At 45.7% G+C, this 21173-nt stretch carries 16 protein-coding genes; all 16 read right to left on the bottom strand.

The genetic code is table 11. The features are described 5' to 3' along the window. Positions 1 to 3: 3 nt before the first annotated feature. The gene (locus tag J7K63_08035; protein ID MCD6234970.1) at positions 4 to 1239 is read right to left on the bottom strand and encodes a spore maturation protein; all 1236 of its coding nucleotides are present in this window, start codon (positions 1237 to 1239) and stop codon (positions 4 to 6) included. 8 nt (positions 1240 to 1247) lie between these two features. Then, a complete protein-coding gene (locus J7K63_08030) occupies positions 1248 to 4172 on the bottom strand; it encodes an FAD-binding protein (GenBank protein ID MCD6234969.1) in 2925 nt (974 codons plus the stop codon). Positions 4173 to 5031: 859 nt separating this feature from the next. After that, positions 5032 to 5526: a tRNA adenosine(34) deaminase TadA gene (gene tadA / locus J7K63_08025; GenBank protein MCD6234968.1), complete on the bottom strand. Its 495-nt coding sequence runs from the start codon at positions 5524 to 5526 to the stop codon at positions 5032 to 5034. After that, complete coding sequence (locus tag J7K63_08020; GenBank protein ID MCD6234967.1) at positions 5513 to 6670, bottom strand: pyridoxal phosphate-dependent aminotransferase; 1158 nt, start codon at positions 6668 to 6670, stop codon at positions 5513 to 5515. Before J7K63_08020 ends, tadA begins: the two co-directional genes overlap by 14 nt. Positions 6671 to 6686: 16 nt before the next feature. Next, entirely contained in the window at positions 6687 to 8327 is a 1641-nt protein-coding gene (locus J7K63_08015; GenBank protein ID MCD6234966.1) for a nucleoside kinase, read from the bottom strand. A gap of 1 nt (position 8328) precedes the next feature. After that, on the bottom strand, positions 8329 to 9789 hold the full coding sequence (gcvPB, locus tag J7K63_08010; GenBank protein ID MCD6234965.1) for an aminomethyl-transferring glycine dehydrogenase subunit GcvPB: 1461 nt from the start codon (positions 9787 to 9789) through the stop codon (positions 8329 to 8331). A 3-nt stretch (positions 9790 to 9792) separates the two neighbouring features. After that, positions 9793 to 12408: an alanine--tRNA ligase gene (gene alaS / locus J7K63_08005; protein MCD6234964.1), complete on the bottom strand. Its 2616-nt coding sequence runs from the start codon at positions 12406 to 12408 to the stop codon at positions 9793 to 9795. Positions 12409 to 12504: 96 nt separating this feature from the next. Further along, positions 12505 to 14877: a hypothetical protein gene (locus J7K63_08000; GenBank protein MCD6234963.1), complete on the bottom strand. Its 2373-nt coding sequence runs from the start codon at positions 14875 to 14877 to the stop codon at positions 12505 to 12507. Between the two features lie 67 nt (positions 14878 to 14944). Continuing rightward, positions 14945 to 15733, bottom strand: a complete 789-nt coding sequence (locus J7K63_07995; protein ID MCD6234962.1) for an SPOR domain-containing protein — start codon at positions 15731 to 15733, stop codon at positions 14945 to 14947. 104 nt (positions 15734 to 15837) lie between these two features. Beyond that, positions 15838 to 16065, bottom strand: a complete 228-nt coding sequence (locus J7K63_07990) for a DUF350 domain-containing protein (protein MCD6234961.1) — start codon at positions 16063 to 16065, stop codon at positions 15838 to 15840. A 14-nt stretch (positions 16066 to 16079) separates the two neighbouring features. Continuing rightward, positions 16080 to 16511, bottom strand: a complete 432-nt coding sequence (locus tag J7K63_07985; GenBank protein ID MCD6234960.1) for a hypothetical protein — start codon at positions 16509 to 16511, stop codon at positions 16080 to 16082. Positions 16512 to 16567: 56 nt separating this feature from the next. After that, positions 16568 to 17776, bottom strand: a complete 1209-nt coding sequence (locus J7K63_07980) for an imidazolonepropionase (GenBank protein ID MCD6234959.1) — start codon at positions 17774 to 17776, stop codon at positions 16568 to 16570. A gap of 3 nt (positions 17777 to 17779) precedes the next feature. Continuing rightward, positions 17780 to 18838: a family 10 glycosylhydrolase gene (locus tag J7K63_07975; protein MCD6234958.1), complete on the bottom strand. Its 1059-nt coding sequence runs from the start codon at positions 18836 to 18838 to the stop codon at positions 17780 to 17782. 124 nt (positions 18839 to 18962) lie between these two features. Then, positions 18963 to 19547 (bottom strand): 50S ribosomal protein L17, encoded by a 585-nt coding sequence (gene rplQ, locus J7K63_07970; GenBank protein MCD6234957.1) that lies wholly within the window; start codon positions 19545 to 19547, stop codon positions 18963 to 18965. An 11-nt stretch (positions 19548 to 19558) separates the two neighbouring features. After that, positions 19559 to 20542 carry a DNA-directed RNA polymerase subunit alpha gene (locus tag J7K63_07965; GenBank protein ID MCD6234956.1) on the bottom strand — a complete coding sequence of 328 codons (984 nt, stop codon included), beginning with the start codon at positions 20540 to 20542 and terminating at the stop codon, positions 19559 to 19561. A 19-nt stretch (positions 20543 to 20561) separates the two neighbouring features. Further along, positions 20562 to 21173, bottom strand: a complete 612-nt coding sequence (gene rpsD, locus J7K63_07960; protein MCD6234955.1) for a 30S ribosomal protein S4 — start codon at positions 21171 to 21173, stop codon at positions 20562 to 20564.

Here is a 21173-nt window from a genome sequence, read left to right as displayed (position 1 = left end):
CCATTACGGGCTAAAAAAGAGATAAGCGACAAGAATTGCGGCAATTATACCGGCAAAATCGGCAGTGAGTCCGGCTGAAACGGCATAGCGGGTTTTCCTTACTCCCACAGAACCAAAATAAAGGGCAATCACATAAAAGGTTGTGTCCGTAGCGCCCTGCATGATACAAACCAGTCTTCCCACAAAACTATCCGGGCCGTGATGCTGCATGGCTTCAATCATGAGTCCGCGGGCACCACTTCCACTGAGGGGCCGCATAAGGGCTGTAGGTAATGCCGGTAAAAATTCCGTATTTAATCCCAATGCGGCAAAACCTTTAGCTAAAAGATCAATCAGCATTTCCAGGGCACCGGAAGTTCTGAACACGCCGACAGCAACCAGGATGGCAATGAGGTAGGGAATAATGACAATGGCTGTGCTGAATCCCTCCTTTGCACCGTCGATAAAGACTTCATACACATTCAGTTTTTTCCGGAATCCCATTCCGATAAAAAAAATAATCACGGAAAAAAGAATCAGATTACCGGCAATAAGGGAAACCTGATTAATCATTTCCGGCGTTAAGGTTGAGAAAAAGGCAATAATTCCCACGACAAAGAGGAGAAATCCGCCAAGATATCCCAGAAGGACCCTATCCAGCAGCCGGATTTTCTGGTGGAATGCCACAGCAAAGATCCCGCAAAAGGTGGAGAAAAACGTGGCAATCAGGATAGGGATAAAGATATCCGCCGGAGCGGCAGCGCCCATTTCGGCCCGGTACATCATAATCGCCACCGGTAAAATCATAAGTCCCGATGTGTTCATCACCAAAAACATGATCATGGCATCCGTGGCCGTATCTTTTTCCGTATTCAGATCCTGAAGCTGTTTCATGGCTTTCAGTCCCAGAGGAGTAGCTGCATTTTCAAGTCCAAGCATATTGGCAGCAATATTCATCAACATGGAACCATAAACCGGGTGTCCAGAGGGAATTCCGGGAAAAAGCCGGCTGAAAAGGGGATTGACGCCCCTGGCCAAAAGCTGGATACAACCGGATTTTTCAGCAATTTTCATCAATCCCAGCCAGAGTGTCATGATGCCGGCCAATCCCAGAGAAATCTCCAGTCCTGTTTTGGCCATATCAAAGGTACTGTTGATCAAATCAGGAAAAATCTGCGTATCCCCAAGAAAAATCAGACGCCCGAGTCCCACAAGCCATGCAATAACAAAAAAGGATATCCAGACAATATTCAATACCATAACAAATCCTACTTCTTAAGAGCCTGATAGAGTATTTCAACGGGATGGTAAGCAGTTCGACCTGTTCCGTCTTTAATCTGGTGCCGGCAACTGGTCCCCGGAGCAGCAATGATTGTATCAGGAGAAGCGTTGCGGACAGACGGAAAAAGGACAAGTTCTCCTACTTTCATGGACACCTCATAATGTTCCTTCTCATATCCGAACGAACCTGCCATTCCGCAGCATCCGCTGGGAATCTCTTTCACCTTGTAATTTTCCGGAAAGGCAAGCATTTTCAGGGTCGGGGCCGTAGAAGCCACAGCCTTCTGCTGACAATGACCATGGAGCAAAATATGTTTCTCTTCAGTAGTGAAAACTCCCCGGTTGATCCGTCCTGCATCCATTTCCAGTACCAGAAATTCCTCAATCATGAGGACATGATTTGCCAGTTTTTTTGCATCTTCTTTCAGCTCCTCTCCCACCAGTTCGGGGTATTCATCCCTGAAGGTGAGAATAGCTGACGGTTCAAGTCCGATAAGGGGCGATTCCTCCGAAATCAACTCCTTCAGCATGGAAACATTTTTTTCAGCCAGAACCTTTGCTTTTCTCAAAAACCCCTTGGATAAACTTGCCCGGGCACTTTCCTTATGCCTGGGGATTTTTACATCATATCCCAAACGGGTCAGCAATCGGATGGCATCAATCCCAACGGGTGTATCTTGAAAATTAGTAAATTCATCATTAAACAGGTAGACCCGCCTTTTCCCTTTATCTTTTTGAAGTGTGCGGACATAGTGTCGCATCCATCTTTCCAGGGTTACGGTGTGGAGTAAAGGCAGGGTCCGCTTAACCGAAAATCCAATCATGGACATGAAGGGTTTTCGGAACAAACCTGTTTTAAAAAAGAAATTCGTCAATCCGGGAAACAGGGAGCCCAGGCGGTTGAGTTTTGTAATATTGGCAATCAATTTGGAACGAAAAGGCGCTCCATGAAGGTCATAATAATGTTGAAGAAATTCAGCTTTTAATTTTGCCACATCCACACCGGATGGACACTCAGATTTACACGCCTTGCAGCTCAGGCAGAGATCCATGATTCCATAGATTTCTTCATGATCCAGAGGGTCATCTTTAGGTGAATAGGTTAAAAATTCACGGAGGATATTAGCCCGGGCGCGGGTTACATGATGTTCATCCCGGGTTGCCATATAGCTGGGACACATGGTACCACCGGAAACTTCGGTTTTGCGGCAATCCCCTGATCCATTACATTTTTCGGCAGCCCGGACAAATCCCCGGACCCGTGAAAAATCAAAGACAGTTTCAACCTCCCGGAGTGGCAGTCCGGGTTCATACCGCAAGTGTGTATTCATGAGTGGAGTATCTACAATTTTTCCCGGATTGAATAAATTGTTGGGATCCCAGGTAAATTTCAACTGACGAAGAAGCCGGTAATTGTGGTCACCGATCATTAAGGGAATCATCTCTCCCCTCAGGCGACCGTCTCCGTGCTCCCCGCTGAGAGATCCCCGGTACTTTTTCACCAGTTGAGCCACATCCATAAGGATGGAACGAAATATTTCCACTTCATCACAGTCTTTCAGATTAATGATGGGACGCAGATGAAGCTCCCCGGAGCCGATATGGGCATAGTAAACACTTTCTTTACCGTATTTTTTCAGGATCTTATCAAATTCTTTCATATAGGCCGGCAGGTCTTCCACATCTACGGCCGTATCTTCAATCACCGTGACACTCCGGGTATCTCCGGGGATATTGGAGAGCAGTCCGAGACCGGCCTTTCTGAGTTCCCACACCCTGTCAGCCATGTCATTGCATAAAACAGGGAATGCATATCCATAACCGGCGGCACGCATCTCTTTTTCCATGGCATTTGTCAATGCATCCAGTTCATCCCGGCTATCCCGGCGAAATTCCACCATCATCAGAGCGGCAGGATTCCCCTGAAGAAAAAAACGATTCTTTCGTTGACCGATATTGTTTTTAGTACAATCCATGATGTACCTGTCCATAAGTTCAACGGCACCGGGTTTGTATTTCAGGGCAATTAAATTGGCATGGAAAGCTTCTTCGAGTTTTTCAAAATGGCAGCAGACAACAGCTGTTTCTCTTGGGGGCAGCGGCACCAGACCCAATGTGATTTCGGTGAAAAAAGCCAGAGTCCCTTCCGATCCCGCTAAAAGGGATGAAAAATTAAACGGTTTTCCCTGTGGATTGAAGGGTTGCATTTCCATGAGGATATCCAGGGCATAACCCATATTCCGTCTGGGAATTGTGGGTTTTGGGTAATTATCCCGGATTAGATTGCGGTTAACGGGATTTTCAAGCATTTCCTGAATATGTCGGTAGAGCCTTCCTTCCAGAGTATTCAGACGGGTTTTTGCATGAAAGGCTTCTGCCGAGAGGGGTTCAAAAAGCACTTCTGAACCGTCACTGAGCAGGGCTTTAACCGAAAGGGTATGTTCACGGGTGCTTCCGTAAATAGGAAGGTGGGCTCCACAGGAGTTATTTCCCACCATTCCCCCCATCATACAGCGGCTGGAAGTGGATGTTTCCGGTCCGAAAAAGAGTCCATAATCTTTCAGAAAGAAGTTTAAATGATCCAGAATTACACCCGGCTGAACCCGGACCCATTTTTCCTCCGGGTTAATTTCCAGAATCTCAGTCATATATTTGGATACATCCACCACAATCCCGTTTCCCACCACCTGACCGGCCAGAGAGGTCCCCGCAGTCCGGGGGATAAGCGATGTGCTGTTCAACCGGGCAAAGCGAATCAATTCCTTTAAATCGTCTTCATCTTTCGGCCATGCGACTGCCAGTGGTTTTTCCCGATAGACAGATCCGTCTGTGGCATAAATGATCCGTGTGGCATTATCCGTGAACAATTCACCTTTTAACGTAGCTTTCAGAGCATCCAACGCTTGTATCACAACCTGTCTCCACTTAGGGTTTTATTGAAATGAAAGTTAAAAGATTATTTATGAAGCTCAAAGAAGGTTTAGACGTTGAGATGTTGAGACGTTGAGACGTTCAGACGTTCAGATGTTGAGACGTTGAGATGTTGAGATGTTGAGACGTTTAGACGTTGAGACGTTGAGACGTTTAGACGTTGAGACGTTGAGATGTTGAGACGTTTAGATGTTGAGACGTTGAGACGTTGAGACGTTGAGACGTTGAGATGTTGAGATGTTGAGACGTTGAGATGTTGAGATGTTGAGACGTTGAGACGTTGAGATGTTGAGACGTTGAGACGTTGGGACGTTGAGACGTTGAGATGTTGAGACGTTGAGACGTTGAGACGTTGAGACGTTGGGATGTTTAGACGTTTAGACGTTGAGACGTTGAGATGTTTAGACGTTTAGACGTTGAGATGTTGAGATGTTGAGATGTTGAGATGTTGAGACGTTGAGACGTTGGGACGTTGGGAGCTCACTGCGTTCGCTGTTTATGGGTTCACAGTCGGCAGTGGACAGGCGACAGGCGATTGATTAGATTGGATGATTGTCTGCCCTGTGAAAGGGGAGCTGGTTTGTCTGGGATAGTGACGAGTAACGCGTGACGAATAACGAGGATTTGCCACGGGCATGCTCGTGCCTTTTGAAAGCCGCAAAGCGGCTATTGAATGCCGCCAGGCGGACGTATCGAGATGCCGGTCATCTTTTTGCTCTTGGTGTGTCGGTCAAATCTCCTGTGAAATATTCCGATAAACCGGGTCCCATTTCACATGGCAGGCAATCCCCCTCGTCACGCGGCACTTCTCACTGCCAACTGTCCACTGTCGACGGCCCCCTACTTCCCTCTCAACCGTTGAAAAAAAATATTCATCAGTTCTTTAATCTGATCACGCATATAGCCGCTGTGAACATGGAGCCGGTGATTCAGGCGGGGGTCTTCGCAGAGATGATAGAGGGAATCACAGGCGCCGGCATTGGGATCTTCCAGTCCATAAACAACTGTTTGAACTCGTGCATTGATCATGGCACCGGCACACATGAGACACGGTTCAAGGGTAACATAGAGTGTTGTCTTTTCCAGGCGCCAGGATTTCAGGTGGTCGGAAGCGGCTGTAATGGCCAGGATTTCTGCATGGGCTGTGGCATCCTGAAGCGTTTCACACATATTGTGTCCCCTGCCGATAATGTGATTATTCAGCACAAGTACTGCGCCGACGGGAACTTCCCCCATTTCGAAGGCTTTTTCCGCTTCCTGATACGCAAATCGCATCCAATAGAGATGCGAAAAGGGTTTAATCATCTCTGTCATAGAGGTATTAATTCTTTTTATTCAAATCAGTCAAACACTGTCGGATTCTGGCAAATCCTTCCTGAATGGATTTTTCATTCGTGGCAAAGGCAATGCGGATATGTCCTTCTCCTTCTTCTCCGAAATAAACACCCGGCACAACGGCCACTTTGTACTTTTCCAGCAGGAGGTTAGCAAAATCAATACTGCTGATCTCTTTTTTACAATACTCCTGGTAATTAAGAAAAAGAAAATACCCGCCCAAAGGCGTTGTAGCAGAGTACAATTCATGCTGAGTCAGAAGCTCGCGCATTAATTTTTTCCGGTTGGCCAGTATTGAAATAATTTTATCCCGGTGTTCACTCCCGGCCCCTTCCAAAATCCGGATAGCCACGCGCTGACTGATAGCCGGCGCGCAGGTTGTGGAGTAATTTCTCAGAAAATTAACCGGTTCCAGCAATTCTTTCGACCCGATAATCCATCCAAGTCGCCAACCGGTCATGGCAAAAAGTTTGGATATACTGGTATAGGTAATCACATTGGGGTTATATCCGGACAGAGAAAAGGCTTTACTTTCATAAGTAATTTCCCGGTATGATTCATCAACCATACACAGGACCCCTTTTTCCAGGCATATATCGGCAATATTTTCCAGGACAATTTTATCAATTACCTGTCCTGTAGGATCCATGGGGGTGTTCAGAATGATTATGCGGGTTTTATCCGTAAAAAGGCTGCATATTCGTTCCGGGAGGACGGGGATACGTTTATCTGCTTGAATGGGATAACGGACAGGGGTGCATTCCGCCAGTCTGACAACCACTTCATAACTGGGATTTCCCAGACCAGGTATCAGAATCTCGTCACCGGGTTCACTCAGAGCCATCACACCGGAAAAAAGGGCTTCAGAGGCACCACCGGTAACAGAAACCTCATATCCTTTTTCCGGAAGTTTATAATCCTGGGCTATCAGATTGCGAAGCCGGGGTAATCCGGCCGTATCCGTATAGGATAAATCCTCAGACAAAACAATCTCCTGGGCAGCATTCCGGATATTGGCCGGCATGGGAAAATGAGGTTCGGACATAGCAAAATTGATTACATCCCGGGAAATTTTATGGGTAATGGTCCACTGCCCGTAAAAGGATTGTCTGGATAACTGACGGATTTTCTCTTTACCGATCATAGATAATAGTATTTAATCATTTATGAAGAGAACTTCCACCAATAAATTCCCGGAGGATGGATGTCGGTGGAATATCATCAGGCGGCAAAGGCAAAAAGAGCTGGAGATATCTGCTGATGCGGACTGCTTCAGCCTTGACTTCCGATTCTATGGAAATTTTGTCTAAGAGTGGTAAAAGCCTTTCCCTGAACACAGCCCATTCATACTCCAAGGCACTATTAAACATCATGTCCGCATGCTCCTGAAAGGGAAAAATCCACTGTTCTTCACCCATACGAACCATAGGCCAGCGTTTCAGGGTATTTTCAACAGAATAAGAACGGAACTGATAATCCCGGAGCATACGGCGCAGCAGCCGGGTGTCTGCCGTACTGATACGGTTATATACATTGAAATTAAGCTGGGTCAGAGCACTGATATAAATTTTAAAAACACTCTCAGGTTCCAGGTTCTTTGTCAATTCCGGGTTAAGTCCGTGGATTCCTTCTATAATCAGCACATCCTCCGGACCCAGTGTTGTATAGGTTTTTGCCAGTTCCCTCCTGCCTGTATGAAAATTAAATCGGGGTAATACAACTTTTTTCCCCAACATGAGATCATTGAGGTTTTCACTGAGCAGTGTGCGGTCGATCATGTTCAAATGTTCTAAGTCAATATTACCGTTTTCATCCGGAATGATTTTATCCCGGTCAATATAGTAATCATCCAGGGATATATTTTTTACATGAAGTCCGTTGATGCGCAGCTGAATGGAAAGGCGTTTCATAAAAGTGGTTTTTCCGGAAGATGATGGACCGGCTACAAAGATGAATTTTACATGATTTCGCTTAAAAGTTATGGCATCTGCTATCTGAGCAATTTTCTTTTCGTGGAGGGCTTCATACAGGTGAATGGCATCGACGAAGTTTCCTCTTTCAATTCGTTCATTCAGATGATCGGTGAATTTAATGTCCAACAATTCTCCCCTCTTTTCACTTTCCCGGAAGATGGAAAATAGTTTCGGGGATTCAAGAAAGGGAGGCAGCGAATCGGGATACATGCTGTTTGGAAACTGGAGAACAAAACCATCCGCATAACTTTGAAGTCTGTAATGCTTCAGATAGCTTGTCCGCGGGATAAGCGGAGAGAGGAACCAGTGGGGGAATCCGCAAATATCATAGACCTGAACAAATTCAAACGGTGCTTTTTTCAGGATTTTAAAGCGTCCAAGGGGAATTTCGCGAATTTCATTCATGGACATCGTCCGTTCTTCCAATTCGATATCCATGTCAATAATCGAAGACATTTTTGAAGATATTTTCAGGATATAATCATCCGGAAGCAATTCCGCAGAGAGGGGCTTGCAGAAAAATCCACTGCTATAGGAATGTTCCACGGAAATCGTTACGTCAGGAAAAAGGCTTTCGGCAGCACACAGCATGATGGCCGTAGCACTGATAGCCATGGCATTGGCGCCGGCAGAGCTGTGTATATCAAAAAAATCCACAATCCGGGCATCACGGGGGATTTTTGTATTCAGACTTTGGGGACTACCATCCACAGACATAATCAGAATGTGATCCATACTTTCCGGAAAAACATCCTGAACCAGATCAATTCCTTTTATAGAATTTTTCAGTTCATGTTTAAAAGTCCGGGAACGATAGCGAATAAGCATATTATTCTCCCTTGTGTATATCCTGCCAGCAAATATTCAGTTCCCTGTTGGCTTTTCCTTCATCCAGACGGGATACAGGCGTTGTATAGGGAGCACGGGTAACGATTTCAGGATCTTCGTCAATTTCCTGATCAATTTTCAGCATCACATCGGCAAAATAGTCGAGAGATGCTTTACTTTCCGTTTCCGTAGGTTCAATCATAAGCGCTTCATGAACAATAAGTGGAAAATAGATGGTCGGAGCGTGAACTCCGTAATCGAGAAGCCGTTTGGCAATATCCAGTGTCCGGGCTCCCTTTGCCTTCTGACGGTCACCGGAAAATACACATTCATGCATGGGTGTTTTGGTATAAGGAAGTTGATAGGTTTTTTCAAGCCGGGTTTTAAGATAATTGGCATTGATAATGGCTCCCCTGGACACCCGTTTAAGTCCCTCCTCCCCTAACATCCGGATATAGGCCCAAGCCCTCAGGATAACCCCGAAGTTCCCCCAAAAGGAGTGGATTTTTCCAATGGATTCAGGCAAATCCCAGTCAAAATTGTATATCCCGTCTTTTTCCCGGACGACAGGAATTGGTAAAAAGGGCAAGAGTTTTTCATTTACTCCAATGGGACCGCTGCCGGGACCTCCACCGCCATGGGGGGTTGAAAAAGTTTTATGCAGATTCAGATGCGTAATGTCAAAACCGGCACGGCTTGTTTTCACAATGCCCAGTAAAGCATTCATATTGGCACCGTCCATGTACATCAGACCATCCACTTCATGAATCAGGCGGCTGATTTCCTGAACATTTTCTTCAAAAAGTCCCACGGTATTGGGATTGGTCAACATAAAACCAGCCACATCATCCGATATTTTAGCTTTCAGATCTTTAATATCCACCAATCCTTCAGCCGTGGATTTCACCTTCCGCGCCTCATACCCGCCAATGGTAACAGATGCCGGATTGGTCCCATGGGCTGAATCAGGAATCAGAATGACTTTTTTCCGGTTTCCTTTTTTCCGGTGGTACTGCCGCATGATCATCACACCCGTTAGTTCACCATGTGAACCGGCTGCCGGCTGGAGTGTAAAACCGTCCATGCCGGTAATGGCACAGAGGAACTTTTCCACATCCTTATAAATTTTCAGGGCTCCCTGCACTGTTTGGGGGGATTGCAAAGGGTGAATCTCCGTGAAGCCGGGCATACCGGCAACGGCTTCATTGATTTTCGGGTTATATTTCATTGTACAGGATCCCAGGGGATACATGGCTTTATCCACATGGTGATTCATGGCAGACAGATTCACAAAATGCCGAACCACTTCGGGGATACTCACCTGGGGCAAGGCCGGTGGTGATTTACGCAAATAGTCCGAAGGAAACATGTCCTCAAGTTTCTGCTCGTTTACATCACAGGCAGGAAAACGGACACCGTTTTTCCCGTCACTTGACAATTCAATCAACAATTTTTGATCCATGATTCACCTGCTTCTCTTTACAAATGTAACTGCTTTATTCAGGACCGTGGCCAGATCCGGAGATATTTTCCCGCCTGCAGTTGCCATATGAGGACGTCCACCGCCGCCGCCACCCAGCTCCTTTCCGATCCGCTTTACGATGTTTCCTGCGTGCACACCCTTCTGCACCAGATCATCGGTGACCACACACAAGACCTGACTTGCTTTATCATTTTGGGTACCAAAAATGACAACTCCCGTCTTCAATTTTTCCCGGGCCTTGTCTCCAAGATATTTCATTGCATCCATGGAATCCACATTCACAACAGCTGTATAGACCGGAATTCCCCCGGCATCCATGGGATTTTTCAGAAAATCGTCGACTGATTCCGTCAACTGCTGCGCTTTCAGGTTGTCCCTTTCCTTTTCCAGGGATTTTAGTTGTTCCAGCAGATCCTCTACTTTTGACAGGATGGAGGTATCCTCCGTTTTCAGACGGGCACAGAGATTTTCCACAATTTCCTGCCAGCGGATCAGATATTCCCGGGCCTTTTTGCCTGTCACAGCTTCAATCCGCCGGACTCCGCTGGCAATACTGCTTTCATTCAGGATGATAAAATAACCAATATCACCCGTTGCCTGAACGTGAGTCCCTCCACAAAGTTCAAAAGACACATCTCCGATTTTGATTGTTCGGACTTCATTGCCATATTTTTCGCCGAACAGGGCAATGGCCCCTTTGTCCACGGCTTCCTGATAGGACATATATTTTACCGTGAGAGGGATGTTATGGAGAATTGCTTCATTTACCAGTGACCGGATTTTTTTCAATTCTTCCGGAGAGACTTTCCGGGGATGATTAAAATCAAAGCGGAGGTTATCTGGTCCCACATAGCTGCCGGCCTGACGGACATGAGGCCCCAACACATTCCGGAGAGCTGCATGCAACAGGTGGGTCCCTGTATGATTCCGTGCCGTATCCAGACGCCGGGCTTCCATAACCTGAAGTGTTGCCGTCTTCGGTAACTGCTCCAGGGGAATTGTTTCATCAACTATATGGATAAAGCGCTTTCCCTCTTTCCGCGTATCCTTGACGGGATATTCTTTTCTGTTAAAAACCACAATGCCGCTGTCTCCGATCTGTCCGCCGGATTCGGCATAAAATGGAGTCTTGTCAAAAATCAGGTGTGTTTGTCCCTTTGCATGGGCAGCCTTTAAAAGTCTTGCCCGGCAGGTCAGACTTTCATACCCTACAAATTCTGTTTCATCCATATCGGCATCAGAGGCAAAAGTTTTCCATTCCACGGGTCTGTTGGATACATTTTTAAACTGACCTGAAGCCCTGGCCCGTTTTTTCTGCCTTGCCATGTGTTGATTGAAAGCATCCTCATCAATGGTAAAACCCTTCTCCCCGGCCAGAAGCCGTGTAAGATCCACCGGAAAACCAAAGGTGTCGTACAGTTTGAATACATCGTCCCCCGGCAGTGTTTTAAGTCCCTTTTTATTAGCCTTTAATACAATGTCTTCAAAAATGGCCAATCCACGGTCCAGTGTCTGGAGAAAGGACTCTTCTTCATTCCTTATGACAGCCGTAATCTGTTCCGAATGTTTTTCCAGTTCGGGAAAAGCTTCACCCATGGTCCGGATCAATAGGGGCACCAGTGAATGGATAAAGGGGGCATTCAGCCCGATTTTCTTACCATAACGTGCCGCCCGGCGAAGGATGCGCCGAAGGACATACCCTCGTCCCTCGTTGGACGGGAGTGCTCCATCGGCAATGCTGAAAGAGAGCATTCTCAAATGATCGGCAATCACCCTGTGGGGCATACCGCCCGGACCCTCATCGTATGGTTTACCGCTTTTGAATTCGATTTCCCGTATAATATCCAGAAAAAGATCGGTCTCATAGTTACTTTGCAAACCGTTGAGTGTGCATAAAAGTCGTTCAAATCCGGCTCCGGTATCCACATGTTTTTTTGACAGGGGATGAAGAATGCCTTTTTCATCCCGGAAATACTGCATAAACACCAAATTCCACAATTCGATATAGCGGGGATCGCCTGCATTCACCAGACCGGTATCGATACCATCTTTCATGGAGCCCCTGAAATAGTGAATTTCAGAGCAGGGACCGCAGGGACCTGTATTGCCCATTTCCCAGAAATTATCTTTTTCTCCGAAACGAAGAATTCTTGAAGATGGCAAACCGGAAATTTTTTTCCACAATTCATAGGATTCATCATCCTCGTGATACACCGTGGCAAAAAGCCGATCTTTGGAGAATCCCCATTCCTTTGTCAATAAATCCCAGGCCCATGCTATCGCTTCCGCTTTATAATAATCTCCAAAACTCCAATTCCCCAGCATTTCAAAAAAGGTGTGGTGATAGTCATCCTTCCCCACTTCTTCCAGGTCGTTATGTTTTCCGCTGACCCGGATACATTTCTGGGAGTTTACCACCCGGGGAGAAACCGGTTCGGCCTGATCCAGAAATACCGGTTTGAACTGATTCATACCGGCATTGGTAAAAAGAAGGGATGGATCGTTAAGTGGAACCACCGGCGAACTGGGGACTTCCGTATGTTGGTGCTGTCTTACAAAGAAATCGATAAAACTGCGTCGAAGTTCCTGAGATTTCATAATATCGGAGTATCCTTTCAGTTGATCATCAGAATTGTAAATGTAAGAAGTGTGCAAGAATATTACAAATCAAAGCAAGCATCCGGAATACACTGGTTATTGCACCGCAAATTTCAAGGTTTTGTTTTCGCCATCCACATTATATACAAAGAGGTAATAAACTCCCCGGCTTATGGGATTTCCGTCATGCAACCGACCGTTCCAGATAATTTGTCTTCCATAATGGAAGGGAGACGACGGATCCAGAGTATACAGAACTTCTCCTCCCAGGGTTACGACTTTGACTGTACTCTGATCGGGAAGGCCATCGATAATAACCCGTTCATGTATGCGTGGATCATAGGGCTGTGGATAGACTTTTATGGCTGATATGTCCTGAATTTCTTCAGCCCAAGGCGTTTCCACCATATTGATGCCTCCGGCTGTGGCGATATATGCCATGCCGCTTTTCTTATCAAAGGCTGCATCAGCAACAAAGGAATCCAGCAGTGGTGTATTTCCCGGGGTATATCCATATCCGCTGTTCAACCAGGTGCTGTTCGCAAGGTATACCTTCACCCCGCCATCGCTTGTAAGAAACCATTTATTGCTACGGCCGTCAATGCGGACCTTTGTAATATCTGCATCTGAAACGGCAGGCAGTGGTGATGAAATGTTGCTGATAATATCCTCCAGAAAACGGGTAATAGAAACGGGGGGATTGATGCTTTGAATGCCGCCCGCTGTCACCACCCAGATTGTTCCGTCGGGGGCTCTGTCAATGCTGAGCACATTGTCGTTCATCAATCCGTGGCCGGATGTTATCCGGTACCACAAATTCCGCCGGTAATCAAATACGGCAATTCCCCCCTGTGTTACAGGGTCATTCTGAGGATGGCTTTGAAGAGCAATCCATACCCGGTCATATTGATCGGTAGTCAATTCGGTAGGCAGCACTTCCAATACGTTCCCGGAAGCGGACACGGAAAATTTTTCCACCGTTCCATCCGGCTTGAAACGGGCCAGGGGTTCGCCATTAGCCGCATGGGCATTAGCCACCCAAATAGACCCGTCCCGGGTTTCAGTCATCCCCCTGAGAATCAGGTAACGGGCTTCCCCTCCCACCGAAGCTTCCGAGCCGTGAAAGATATCGTTTGTGGTATCAATCATGGTATAATCGGAATAATCTTCCCTGTTTATAACCAGGAGGGGACCAGGTTTAACCACCGGATCATAATTCAGCCGGGGATAGTCGATGTAAAACCCTTCAAAAGTCGCATATAAATACCCGTTTTGAGCTAAAAGCAGGTCATAAATCGTAGTGCTGGTGGACAAAATTGTTGTATAGGCCAGGGTATCTGCACTAAACGAGGCTGTTTTCATCTCCTCATCGATACTCACCAATGTGTCGGAACGAATCAGATTATGCCAGCTCCGGTTTTCCGGATAATAAATACTGATACCGTCCCGGTTTGCAAAGTATACGTGTCCCTTTTCATCCACCTCCACGGTATTATAGAATGAGGCAAAGGGAGAATTGGGCAAAATTCTCCGTGAAAATTGTCCCGTTTTTTCTTTTATGAGAATCCCCAGGTTTTGTTCGGCAAGAATCAGGGTATCACCGGAAAAGGCTACATCGTTGAGGGCTTTGGAACTGGAGTAATACAATCTCCATGAGCTGCCATTCAGTTCATAAATTCCCCATCGGTCTGCCAGCATGAGGGTATTCGTCCGGGGAATAAAACGCAGGGGAGTATATCCGCGAAAATTGGGGACAGAAACCCATCCGTTGGTATCCAGGCGAAGAGTTTCCCGGGATAGGGCAACATACAGGGTATCCCGAAAACTGGTCATGGCCAAGACCCGTTCATCCAGCATTTCTTGCCACTGAGAGGCGGGTTTCAAATTGGATGATTGGCGATTTCCGGCATACAAACGGGTTGACGATGAAAAAAGAATCAGGGAATCACTCACAGCCACACTATATATATGGTCGATTGTTTCGGGAAAATTTTCATAGGTATCCCGAAAAGCAACATACTCTGAAGTCGTGACAAAATGGGCCAGTCCGTATGTGAGCCCTTTCTTATAGGCTACAATCAAATCATTTCCTTCGGTATCCATGGCAAGAATCTGGTCAAAGCCGAAATCAAAAGAACGGACTGTCCCGTTGCTCATTTTACAGGTGATAGTGGCCGGTGCGTGATCATAGCCGATCCAGAGATGTCCGTGCTCATCCCACAAGAGAACCGATATTTTAATATGATCGGTGAATTCCGTATTAGTCAGGATATCATAAGATATATCCTGCATATTGACGGAGAGAATTCCTCCATCGGTGGCACCCAATATTTGAGAATCTTTAACAACAACTTTTTTAACATTTATAGTTGGGCCTACAGACTGCCAGTCCCCCACAGCCGCATTCAGCGTTGGGATGGTCATGAGAAGGAAGAAAATCCATATCAGACACAGGGCTTTTTTGCGCATTCAAATCCTGATTTTTCTTTTTATATGTTCAATGCAGCGGATTGTTCAGCCGGAAGGGTGAGAAAATTCAGTCTTTAACGATAAAACTATCCGTACTGTACCGCTTTAAAAGAAATTCCCGGGCGCTTTGGGCGCTTTCGCGGTCGGGATAATCACCGACCCATACAACATACATAGTTCCGCTTTCTGTTGCCCGGACCCGGATTACAGCCGGGTATCCTTCACGCAGAAAATAATCCCGCCGGTTTTCCGCATTGGCTTTACGGGAAAAAGCACCAATCTGGAGATGATAGAGCAGGAATGGTTTTTGTGCTTGTTTGACCGGTTCTTTATCCGGGACGCCCGGCAGTTGAACGGTTCGGTTAATCAGTACATCATTCTGCGCCAGAATTTTATTGGCTTCATTCAGGTCGAGAGTAATACCGGCCGGTTTTTTATCCCGGGAGTGATCAGCAGCATCGGGAAGACTTCCATCAATCCGGCTTTTTATAAGAATGTAGTACCGGTCTTCAGCAATATTTGGGTCTCTTCGCAAGGCTTTATCCAGAATTCCTCCGGCCAATACAACATTGCCTGAAGAAATATAGTAATCCGCCAACAGCAGAAGAAGCCAGTTGGATTCAGCCTCCGTGCCATATTTACGGATATAATTCTGGGCTTTCCGGGCAGAGGAAAGACCATCTGTATCCAAAATGATATCCAGAAGCCGCACATCCCGATCAGCAGCCGCATATTCTTTGTATACATTCAGATAACTCCGCAATACCGCCGAATCTTCTCCTTTCAGGATATCCTGAATATCAAGAGGTGAGGCCGTCAAAAGCCCTGATAATCCCAAAATAAGTATCAGAGTCATACGTAACTTCATCATAACATAAAAATAAAGATTCCACCGGACATGAACATCAATAAAAAAGCTCCACATGGGAGCTTTTTCAGAGGAATCATATTATTGATTTATCAGAGGACACGATAAATTAAAAGGCCAATTACGACAATCATCGCAACAAAAATGAGGGCGACACCGATATTTCCCTTTTTAATCTCTTCCCATTCGTCAATGTCCGTTGAAAGCCAGTCAAAGACCTTAATGGCCAGTCCCACACCAAAGGCAAAACCGATGGATGCCGTTATAGCCCATAAAATCGCATATCCCATTTCAGCAATTCTTTCTACAAAACTTAGCATAGATGCCTCCTGTATTACATACTTTCTATTCTTTTCCTAAATTCAGTTGGTGTGATGGAGCCGTTTTCCAGCAGAACCAGGTCTTCCAAGGCTACCGTGGAAAGGATCACATTGAACTCCCGGTCTTCCACAATGATTTCAAGGGAAGCCTTATCAATTTCCGGGCTGTTGGGTGTCATTCTCATCGCTTTGGCCACAGCGTAAAACCCGGTCATCATGGTGGAGTTGTAATTTGTTCTCCTGGCGTCCAATTTTAAAATCAGAACCAGGTTATCTTCAAAGTCTTTCTCAACCCGAATATCTTTCATGCTCACATCAATCTGATAGGCTTTGCACACCCGTTGAATATTGTACATCAGGGCATACAATCCATGAGATTGTGCAAAGGCAAAACCGGTAAAGAGTAATAAAAGCACAAGATATTTAAGCACTGTATATTTTTTCAAGGCACCCTCCTGAAGCTTTCAGAACTATGTGAAGATATCTTTATCTGACCTGTATTTCAAGCATATTCTTCCCGGACACCATTTTTAAAAAGCATCTTCAGATGGTTCATACCATACCAATAGGCCAAATCCCGATAATCCCGGACATTCCAAACGGCGATATCGGCACGCTTTCCCGGAGCCAGAATCCCCCTGTCTGATTCCAGTCCAAGGGAGCAGGCACTGTGCCAGGTCACTGCCTGGATAGCTTCAAGGGGTGTCAGATGCATATAAACACAGGCCAATGTAAGAATGACGGAGAGATTCTGGGTCATGGAACTGCCGGGATTAAAATCGGTGGCAAGGGCAACCCTTACACCTTCATCCCACATTCTCCGGGCTGGTGCATATTCAGTTTTACCCAGAAAAAAAGTAGTTCCCGGTAAAACAATTGCTGTAGTATGGCTGTTTTTTAAAGCCCGGATTCCTTCTTCTGAAACCCGCATCAGATGATCGGCCGAATCGGCATGTCGCGACACTGCCAATTCAGTCCCCCCGATCGCTGAAAATTCATCGGCATGAATTCTCAGCCGAAGGCCGTGAGCCTGAGCGGCGGCAAATATTTTATCCGTCTCGTCCCGGGAAAAAACAGTTTTTTCCGTAAAGACATCACAATAGACCGCCAATTTTTCTTCGGCCACGGCAGGGATCATTTCATCTGTAATAAGACGGATATACTTTTCTCGCTGATCCCTATATTCCTCCGGGATTTCATGAGCTCCCAAAAAGGTGGGGATAAGATCCAGAGAGAGGGCTTCATTCAGGCGGCGTATCACCCGGAGAGATTTCAATTCATCGTCTTTAGTCAGCCCATACCCGCTTTTTGCTTCAATTGTCGCTGTTCCATATTCCAGGAATCTTTTGACCCGGGGAAGGGATCTGTCAAACAATTCGTCTTCGGAAATTTTCCGCAGGGATGCCACACTGTTTAAAATCCCTCCGCCGGCAGCGGCAATAGTTTCATAATCGGCGCCCTGAACCCGCAATTCGAATTCTTTCCGCCTCATATCAGCAAACACAGGATGTGTATGAGGATCAATAAAAGCCGGCGTTACTACACAGTTGAGACAATTCACTTCCCTGGCATCCTTTGTTTTAATGGACGCCCCCACAGAAAAAATCCGGTCCAATGCAATTTCCAGATCCTGATTTTCCAGGATCACCATTTGACCCTTATCCTCATCCCATGTGACCAATTGTCCGATATTTTTTAACACAGTTTTCATCATTCAATCCTGATGGTTAAATGTTTTTATCCTGCTAAAATATACTTTATCGGCTTTTAAAACATTATAGGAAAAAATGACATAGTGTGGAAAGTTCAGAGATTTGGCAATTGCAGCCTGTTTTTCAAACTCGGGATAGTTCTGATTCCAGATCCCGTTGCCAATCCAAACCTGACGTGTATATTGCGAGGGCAACATATCCTTGATTTCCAGAAGATTTTCACGATACACCTGGTCCCGTGTTGCATAGTTCATAGGAATGGCATAATCCAGCCAGCCCTGTTTCAACCACTCTGCCCAGTCCTGGTAAAAGTCATTTTTCGCTGCTGCCGGAGAGGGTTTCACAGCAGCTGAGAGTACTACAGGGATATTCAATTGTCTGTTGAAATCAGAGAGATCTTTCAGGAGCTTATTAATCGCATCCCGTCGATACTGGTCGTAAAGTTTTTTAAACAGCTTATAGGATTCAGAATCATTCCACAATGGTGCATCCTTCATAAAAAGGCGGGGATTCACACCATATTTTTTATAGAAGGCATCCATCCCATCAGGATTATAACCGAATCCCGGGCCCTGATACCGGATATAGTCCAGATGAAGACCGTCAATATTATATTCACTGATCAATTCTTTCATCAGAACCAGCAGATAGCGGTTCACTTGGGGATGAAGGGGTGACAAATAAACCCCTTCGAAAAGATGGTGATTACCGGAAGACTTGAGTTTATCAAGGTCGCTGACAGCATTTTCATCCCATTCGATCCATTCAGGAAAAATGGATAACAGATGAAGGTCCGGCGGATCTTCAGAACGATTTGAATAGAGGACATAGGTATTAAACCAGGCATGAATTTTCAGCCCTTTTTTATGACCTTCCGAACAGACATATTTCAGGGGGTCAAAATCCCGGTTTCCGACCATGGGGGATGTTTCCACATATTTACTGTGATACATGGCATCCCCTCTGCTTCGGACCTGAACAAAGAGATCGGTAAAACCCAGAGTTTTTGCATTTTTCAGAAACTGATCAATCCGTTTTTGATCTGCAAGGTCTTCGCGCAAAACCCAGAGTCCTTTGTGAATTCCCTCTCCGTGAAGAAATCCATAAGAAAAGAAAAAAAGGGCAACCGCAACGACTGCCCTTTTGAACGCACCATATATGAACGCTGAGTTTATCAATTTATGCTTATGATTTTGTATCTTCCCCGGAAGATTTGTCATCAGACTCTGTTGCTTCTTCCGCAGGTATTTCTTCTTTTGCTTCTGCCGTTTCAGGTTCTGCTTTTTTGGGTTCGTTCTTTTCAGTTTCCGTTTTTTCCGTTATTGTTGTTTCCTTACTGCTTTTTTTCGCTTTTTCTTTCTTAGCTGCAGCAGTTTTTTTAGGTGATTTCTTCTTTTTATCCGTGTCCGAACCCACCATATCTACCAATTGAAACAGAACAACTTTCGCAGCATCGTTGGGGCGTTGCCCAAGTTTGAGAATACGGGTATATCCTCCGTTGCGGTTCATATATACCGGAGCAATTTCTTCGAAGAGAATTTTCACGGCTTCTTTATTCCGAAGCTGTGCAAATGCCAGGCGGCGGTAATGGGTTGTATCCTTTTTAGCATATGTAATCAACCGCTCCACAAGGCGCCGGGCTTCTTTCGCTTTTGCTTCCGTTGTTTTAATCTGTTTATGGAGAATCAGAGATGCCGCCATATTCTGGAGCATCGCTTTTCTGTGACTGGGGGTACGCCCTAATTTACGTCCTCTTTTTACGTGTCTCATATCCGTTCACTTCACTTCTTGTTTACATCTTTAACATATTCAGAAATATCCATACCAAAACGAAGTCCCAGTTCGTCCAGTTTCTCGATGAGTTCATTCAGGGATTTCCGGCCAAAATTCTTGAACCGGAGCATTTCGTTTTCTTCTTTGGATACCAGATCGGCAATGGTTTTAATTTCAGCAGCCTGAAGGCAATTGTAAGACCGGACAGAGAGTTCCAGTTCATCAATACTCCGCATCAGTTGTTTCCGTATCCGCATTTTGTCTTCATCAATCTGCTGTTCCGGTTCAATCACATCGGTGGACTGGAGAGCGAAGAAAGGTTTCAGGTGATCAGCCAGAAGTTTAGAGGAATAGGAAATGGCATCCTGAGGTGTCATGGTTCCGTCCGTTGTTACTTCCAGGATCAGCTTTTCCAGATCTTCTTTTACGCCGGATTGGAGTTTTTCTACAAAATAGTTGACCTTTACAATAGGTGAGAAAATAGAATCAATCCAGATTGTATCCAGGGGAGCATCGGCGGTTTTATTGTTATCGGCCGTAAAATACCCTCTACCTCGTCCGATCCACAGATCCAGGCTCAGGTTTTTTTCTTCCTCAATCGTCATAATATGCTGATCGGGATTCATGATTTCCACATTCGGGTTTCCACCACTAAGCATTCCCGCAGTAATTTCTGCAGGTCCCTGCAATTTGAGGGTCAACTTGACAGGCTTGGAATTTGTCAGACGGATGCGGACTTTCTTAAGATTCAGGATAATCAGGGTCACATCTTCGATCACTCCGTCAATGGTTGAAAACTCATGAAGGACGCCTTCAATCCGCAGTGCTGTCACAGCTGAGCCGGGTATAGACGAGAGGAGGACGCGCCGAAGTGCATTTCCGATAGTGATTCCGAATCCCCTTTCAAGGGGTTCCAGAATGAACCGGCCAAAGCGCTCATGCATAACGTCTTCATCAATTTTTATTTGTTCAGGTATTTGAAAATTGGGCATGTCTCATTACCTCTATTATTTATTTAGAATACAATTCGACGACCAATTGTTCATTAAAGTCCTGAGGGATTTCTTCCCGTTCAGGGATATGAAGAATTTCGCCACTTAATTTCGCTTTATCCAGTTTCAACCAGCTCAGGGTATTTTCACCGCGAACCTTTTTGACGGAATCCAGGATTAGATCCAGGCGTTTACTTTTTTCGCGGATGCGAATCACATCACCGGGTTTAACCTGATAGGACGGAATATTGACCACGGAATCATTCACCAGGACATGTTTATGTGAGACAATCTGCCGTGCAGCGCGCCGTGTGGGTGCAAAACCCAGTCGGTAAACCACATTATCAAGGCGGCTTTCCAGCATTCTCATCAGGTTGTCGCCGGTTTTCCCTTCCTGTCGGTCAGCCCGTTTAAAATAGTTTCTGAACTGACGTTCCAATACACCGTACGTATATTTGATACGCTGTTTTTCGCGCATTTGAATACCATATTCTGAGAGGCGGCGTCGATGGGTGGGGCCGTGTTCTCCGGGGGGATAATTTTTCTTTGGATTGATAAATTTCGGAGATTCAAAAGCCGCATAATCCAAACGACGACAGATCTTTCCTCTTGGGCCACGATATCTTGCCAT

Source organism: Candidatus Neomarinimicrobiota bacterium (assembly GCA_021157965.1).
Taxonomy (GTDB): Bacteria; Fidelibacterota; Fidelibacteria; order Fidelibacterales; family Fidelibacteraceae; genus Fidelibacter.
Note: the sequence above shows the minus strand (reverse complement) of the source record. Positions and strands in the feature narration are given on the sequence as shown.

What these genes read in the sequence shown, in the direction of transcription:
- J7K63_08035 (MCD6234970.1), bottom strand. Translation starts at nt 1,239, where the DNA reads ATGGTATTGAATATTGTCTGGATATCCTTTTTTGTTATTGCATGGCTT.
- J7K63_08020 (MCD6234967.1), bottom strand. Translation starts at nt 6,670, where the DNA reads ATGATCGGTAAAGAGAAAATCCGTCAGTTATCCAGACAATCCTTTTAC.
- J7K63_08015 (MCD6234966.1), bottom strand. Translation starts at nt 8,327, where the DNA reads ATGCTTATTCGCTATCGTTCCCGGACTTTTAAACATGAACTGAAAAAT.
- gcvPB (MCD6234965.1), bottom strand. Translation starts at nt 9,789, where the DNA reads ATGGATCAAAAATTGTTGATTGAATTGTCAAGTGACGGGAAAAACGGT.
- alaS (MCD6234964.1), bottom strand. Translation starts at nt 12,408, where the DNA reads ATGAAATCTCAGGAACTTCGACGCAGTTTTATCGATTTCTTTGTAAGA.
- J7K63_08000 (MCD6234963.1), bottom strand. Translation starts at nt 14,877, where the DNA reads ATGCGCAAAAAAGCCCTGTGTCTGATATGGATTTTCTTCCTTCTCATG.
- J7K63_07995 (MCD6234962.1), bottom strand. Translation starts at nt 15,733, where the DNA reads ATGACTCTGATACTTATTTTGGGATTATCAGGGCTTTTGACGGCCTCA.
- J7K63_07990 (MCD6234961.1), bottom strand. Translation starts at nt 16,065, where the DNA reads ATGCTAAGTTTTGTAGAAAGAATTGCTGAAATGGGATATGCGATTTTA.
- J7K63_07980 (MCD6234959.1), bottom strand. Translation starts at nt 17,776, where the DNA reads ATGAAAACTGTGTTAAAAAATATCGGACAATTGGTCACATGGGATGAG.
- rplQ (MCD6234957.1), bottom strand. Translation starts at nt 19,547, where the DNA reads ATGAGACACGTAAAAAGAGGACGTAAATTAGGGCGTACCCCCAGTCAC.
- J7K63_07965 (MCD6234956.1), bottom strand. Translation starts at nt 20,542, where the DNA reads ATGCCCAATTTTCAAATACCTGAACAAATAAAAATTGATGAAGACGTT.
- rpsD (MCD6234955.1), bottom strand. Translation starts at nt 21,173, where the DNA reads ATGGCAAGATATCGTGGCCCAAGAGGAAAGATCTGTCGTCGTTTGGAT.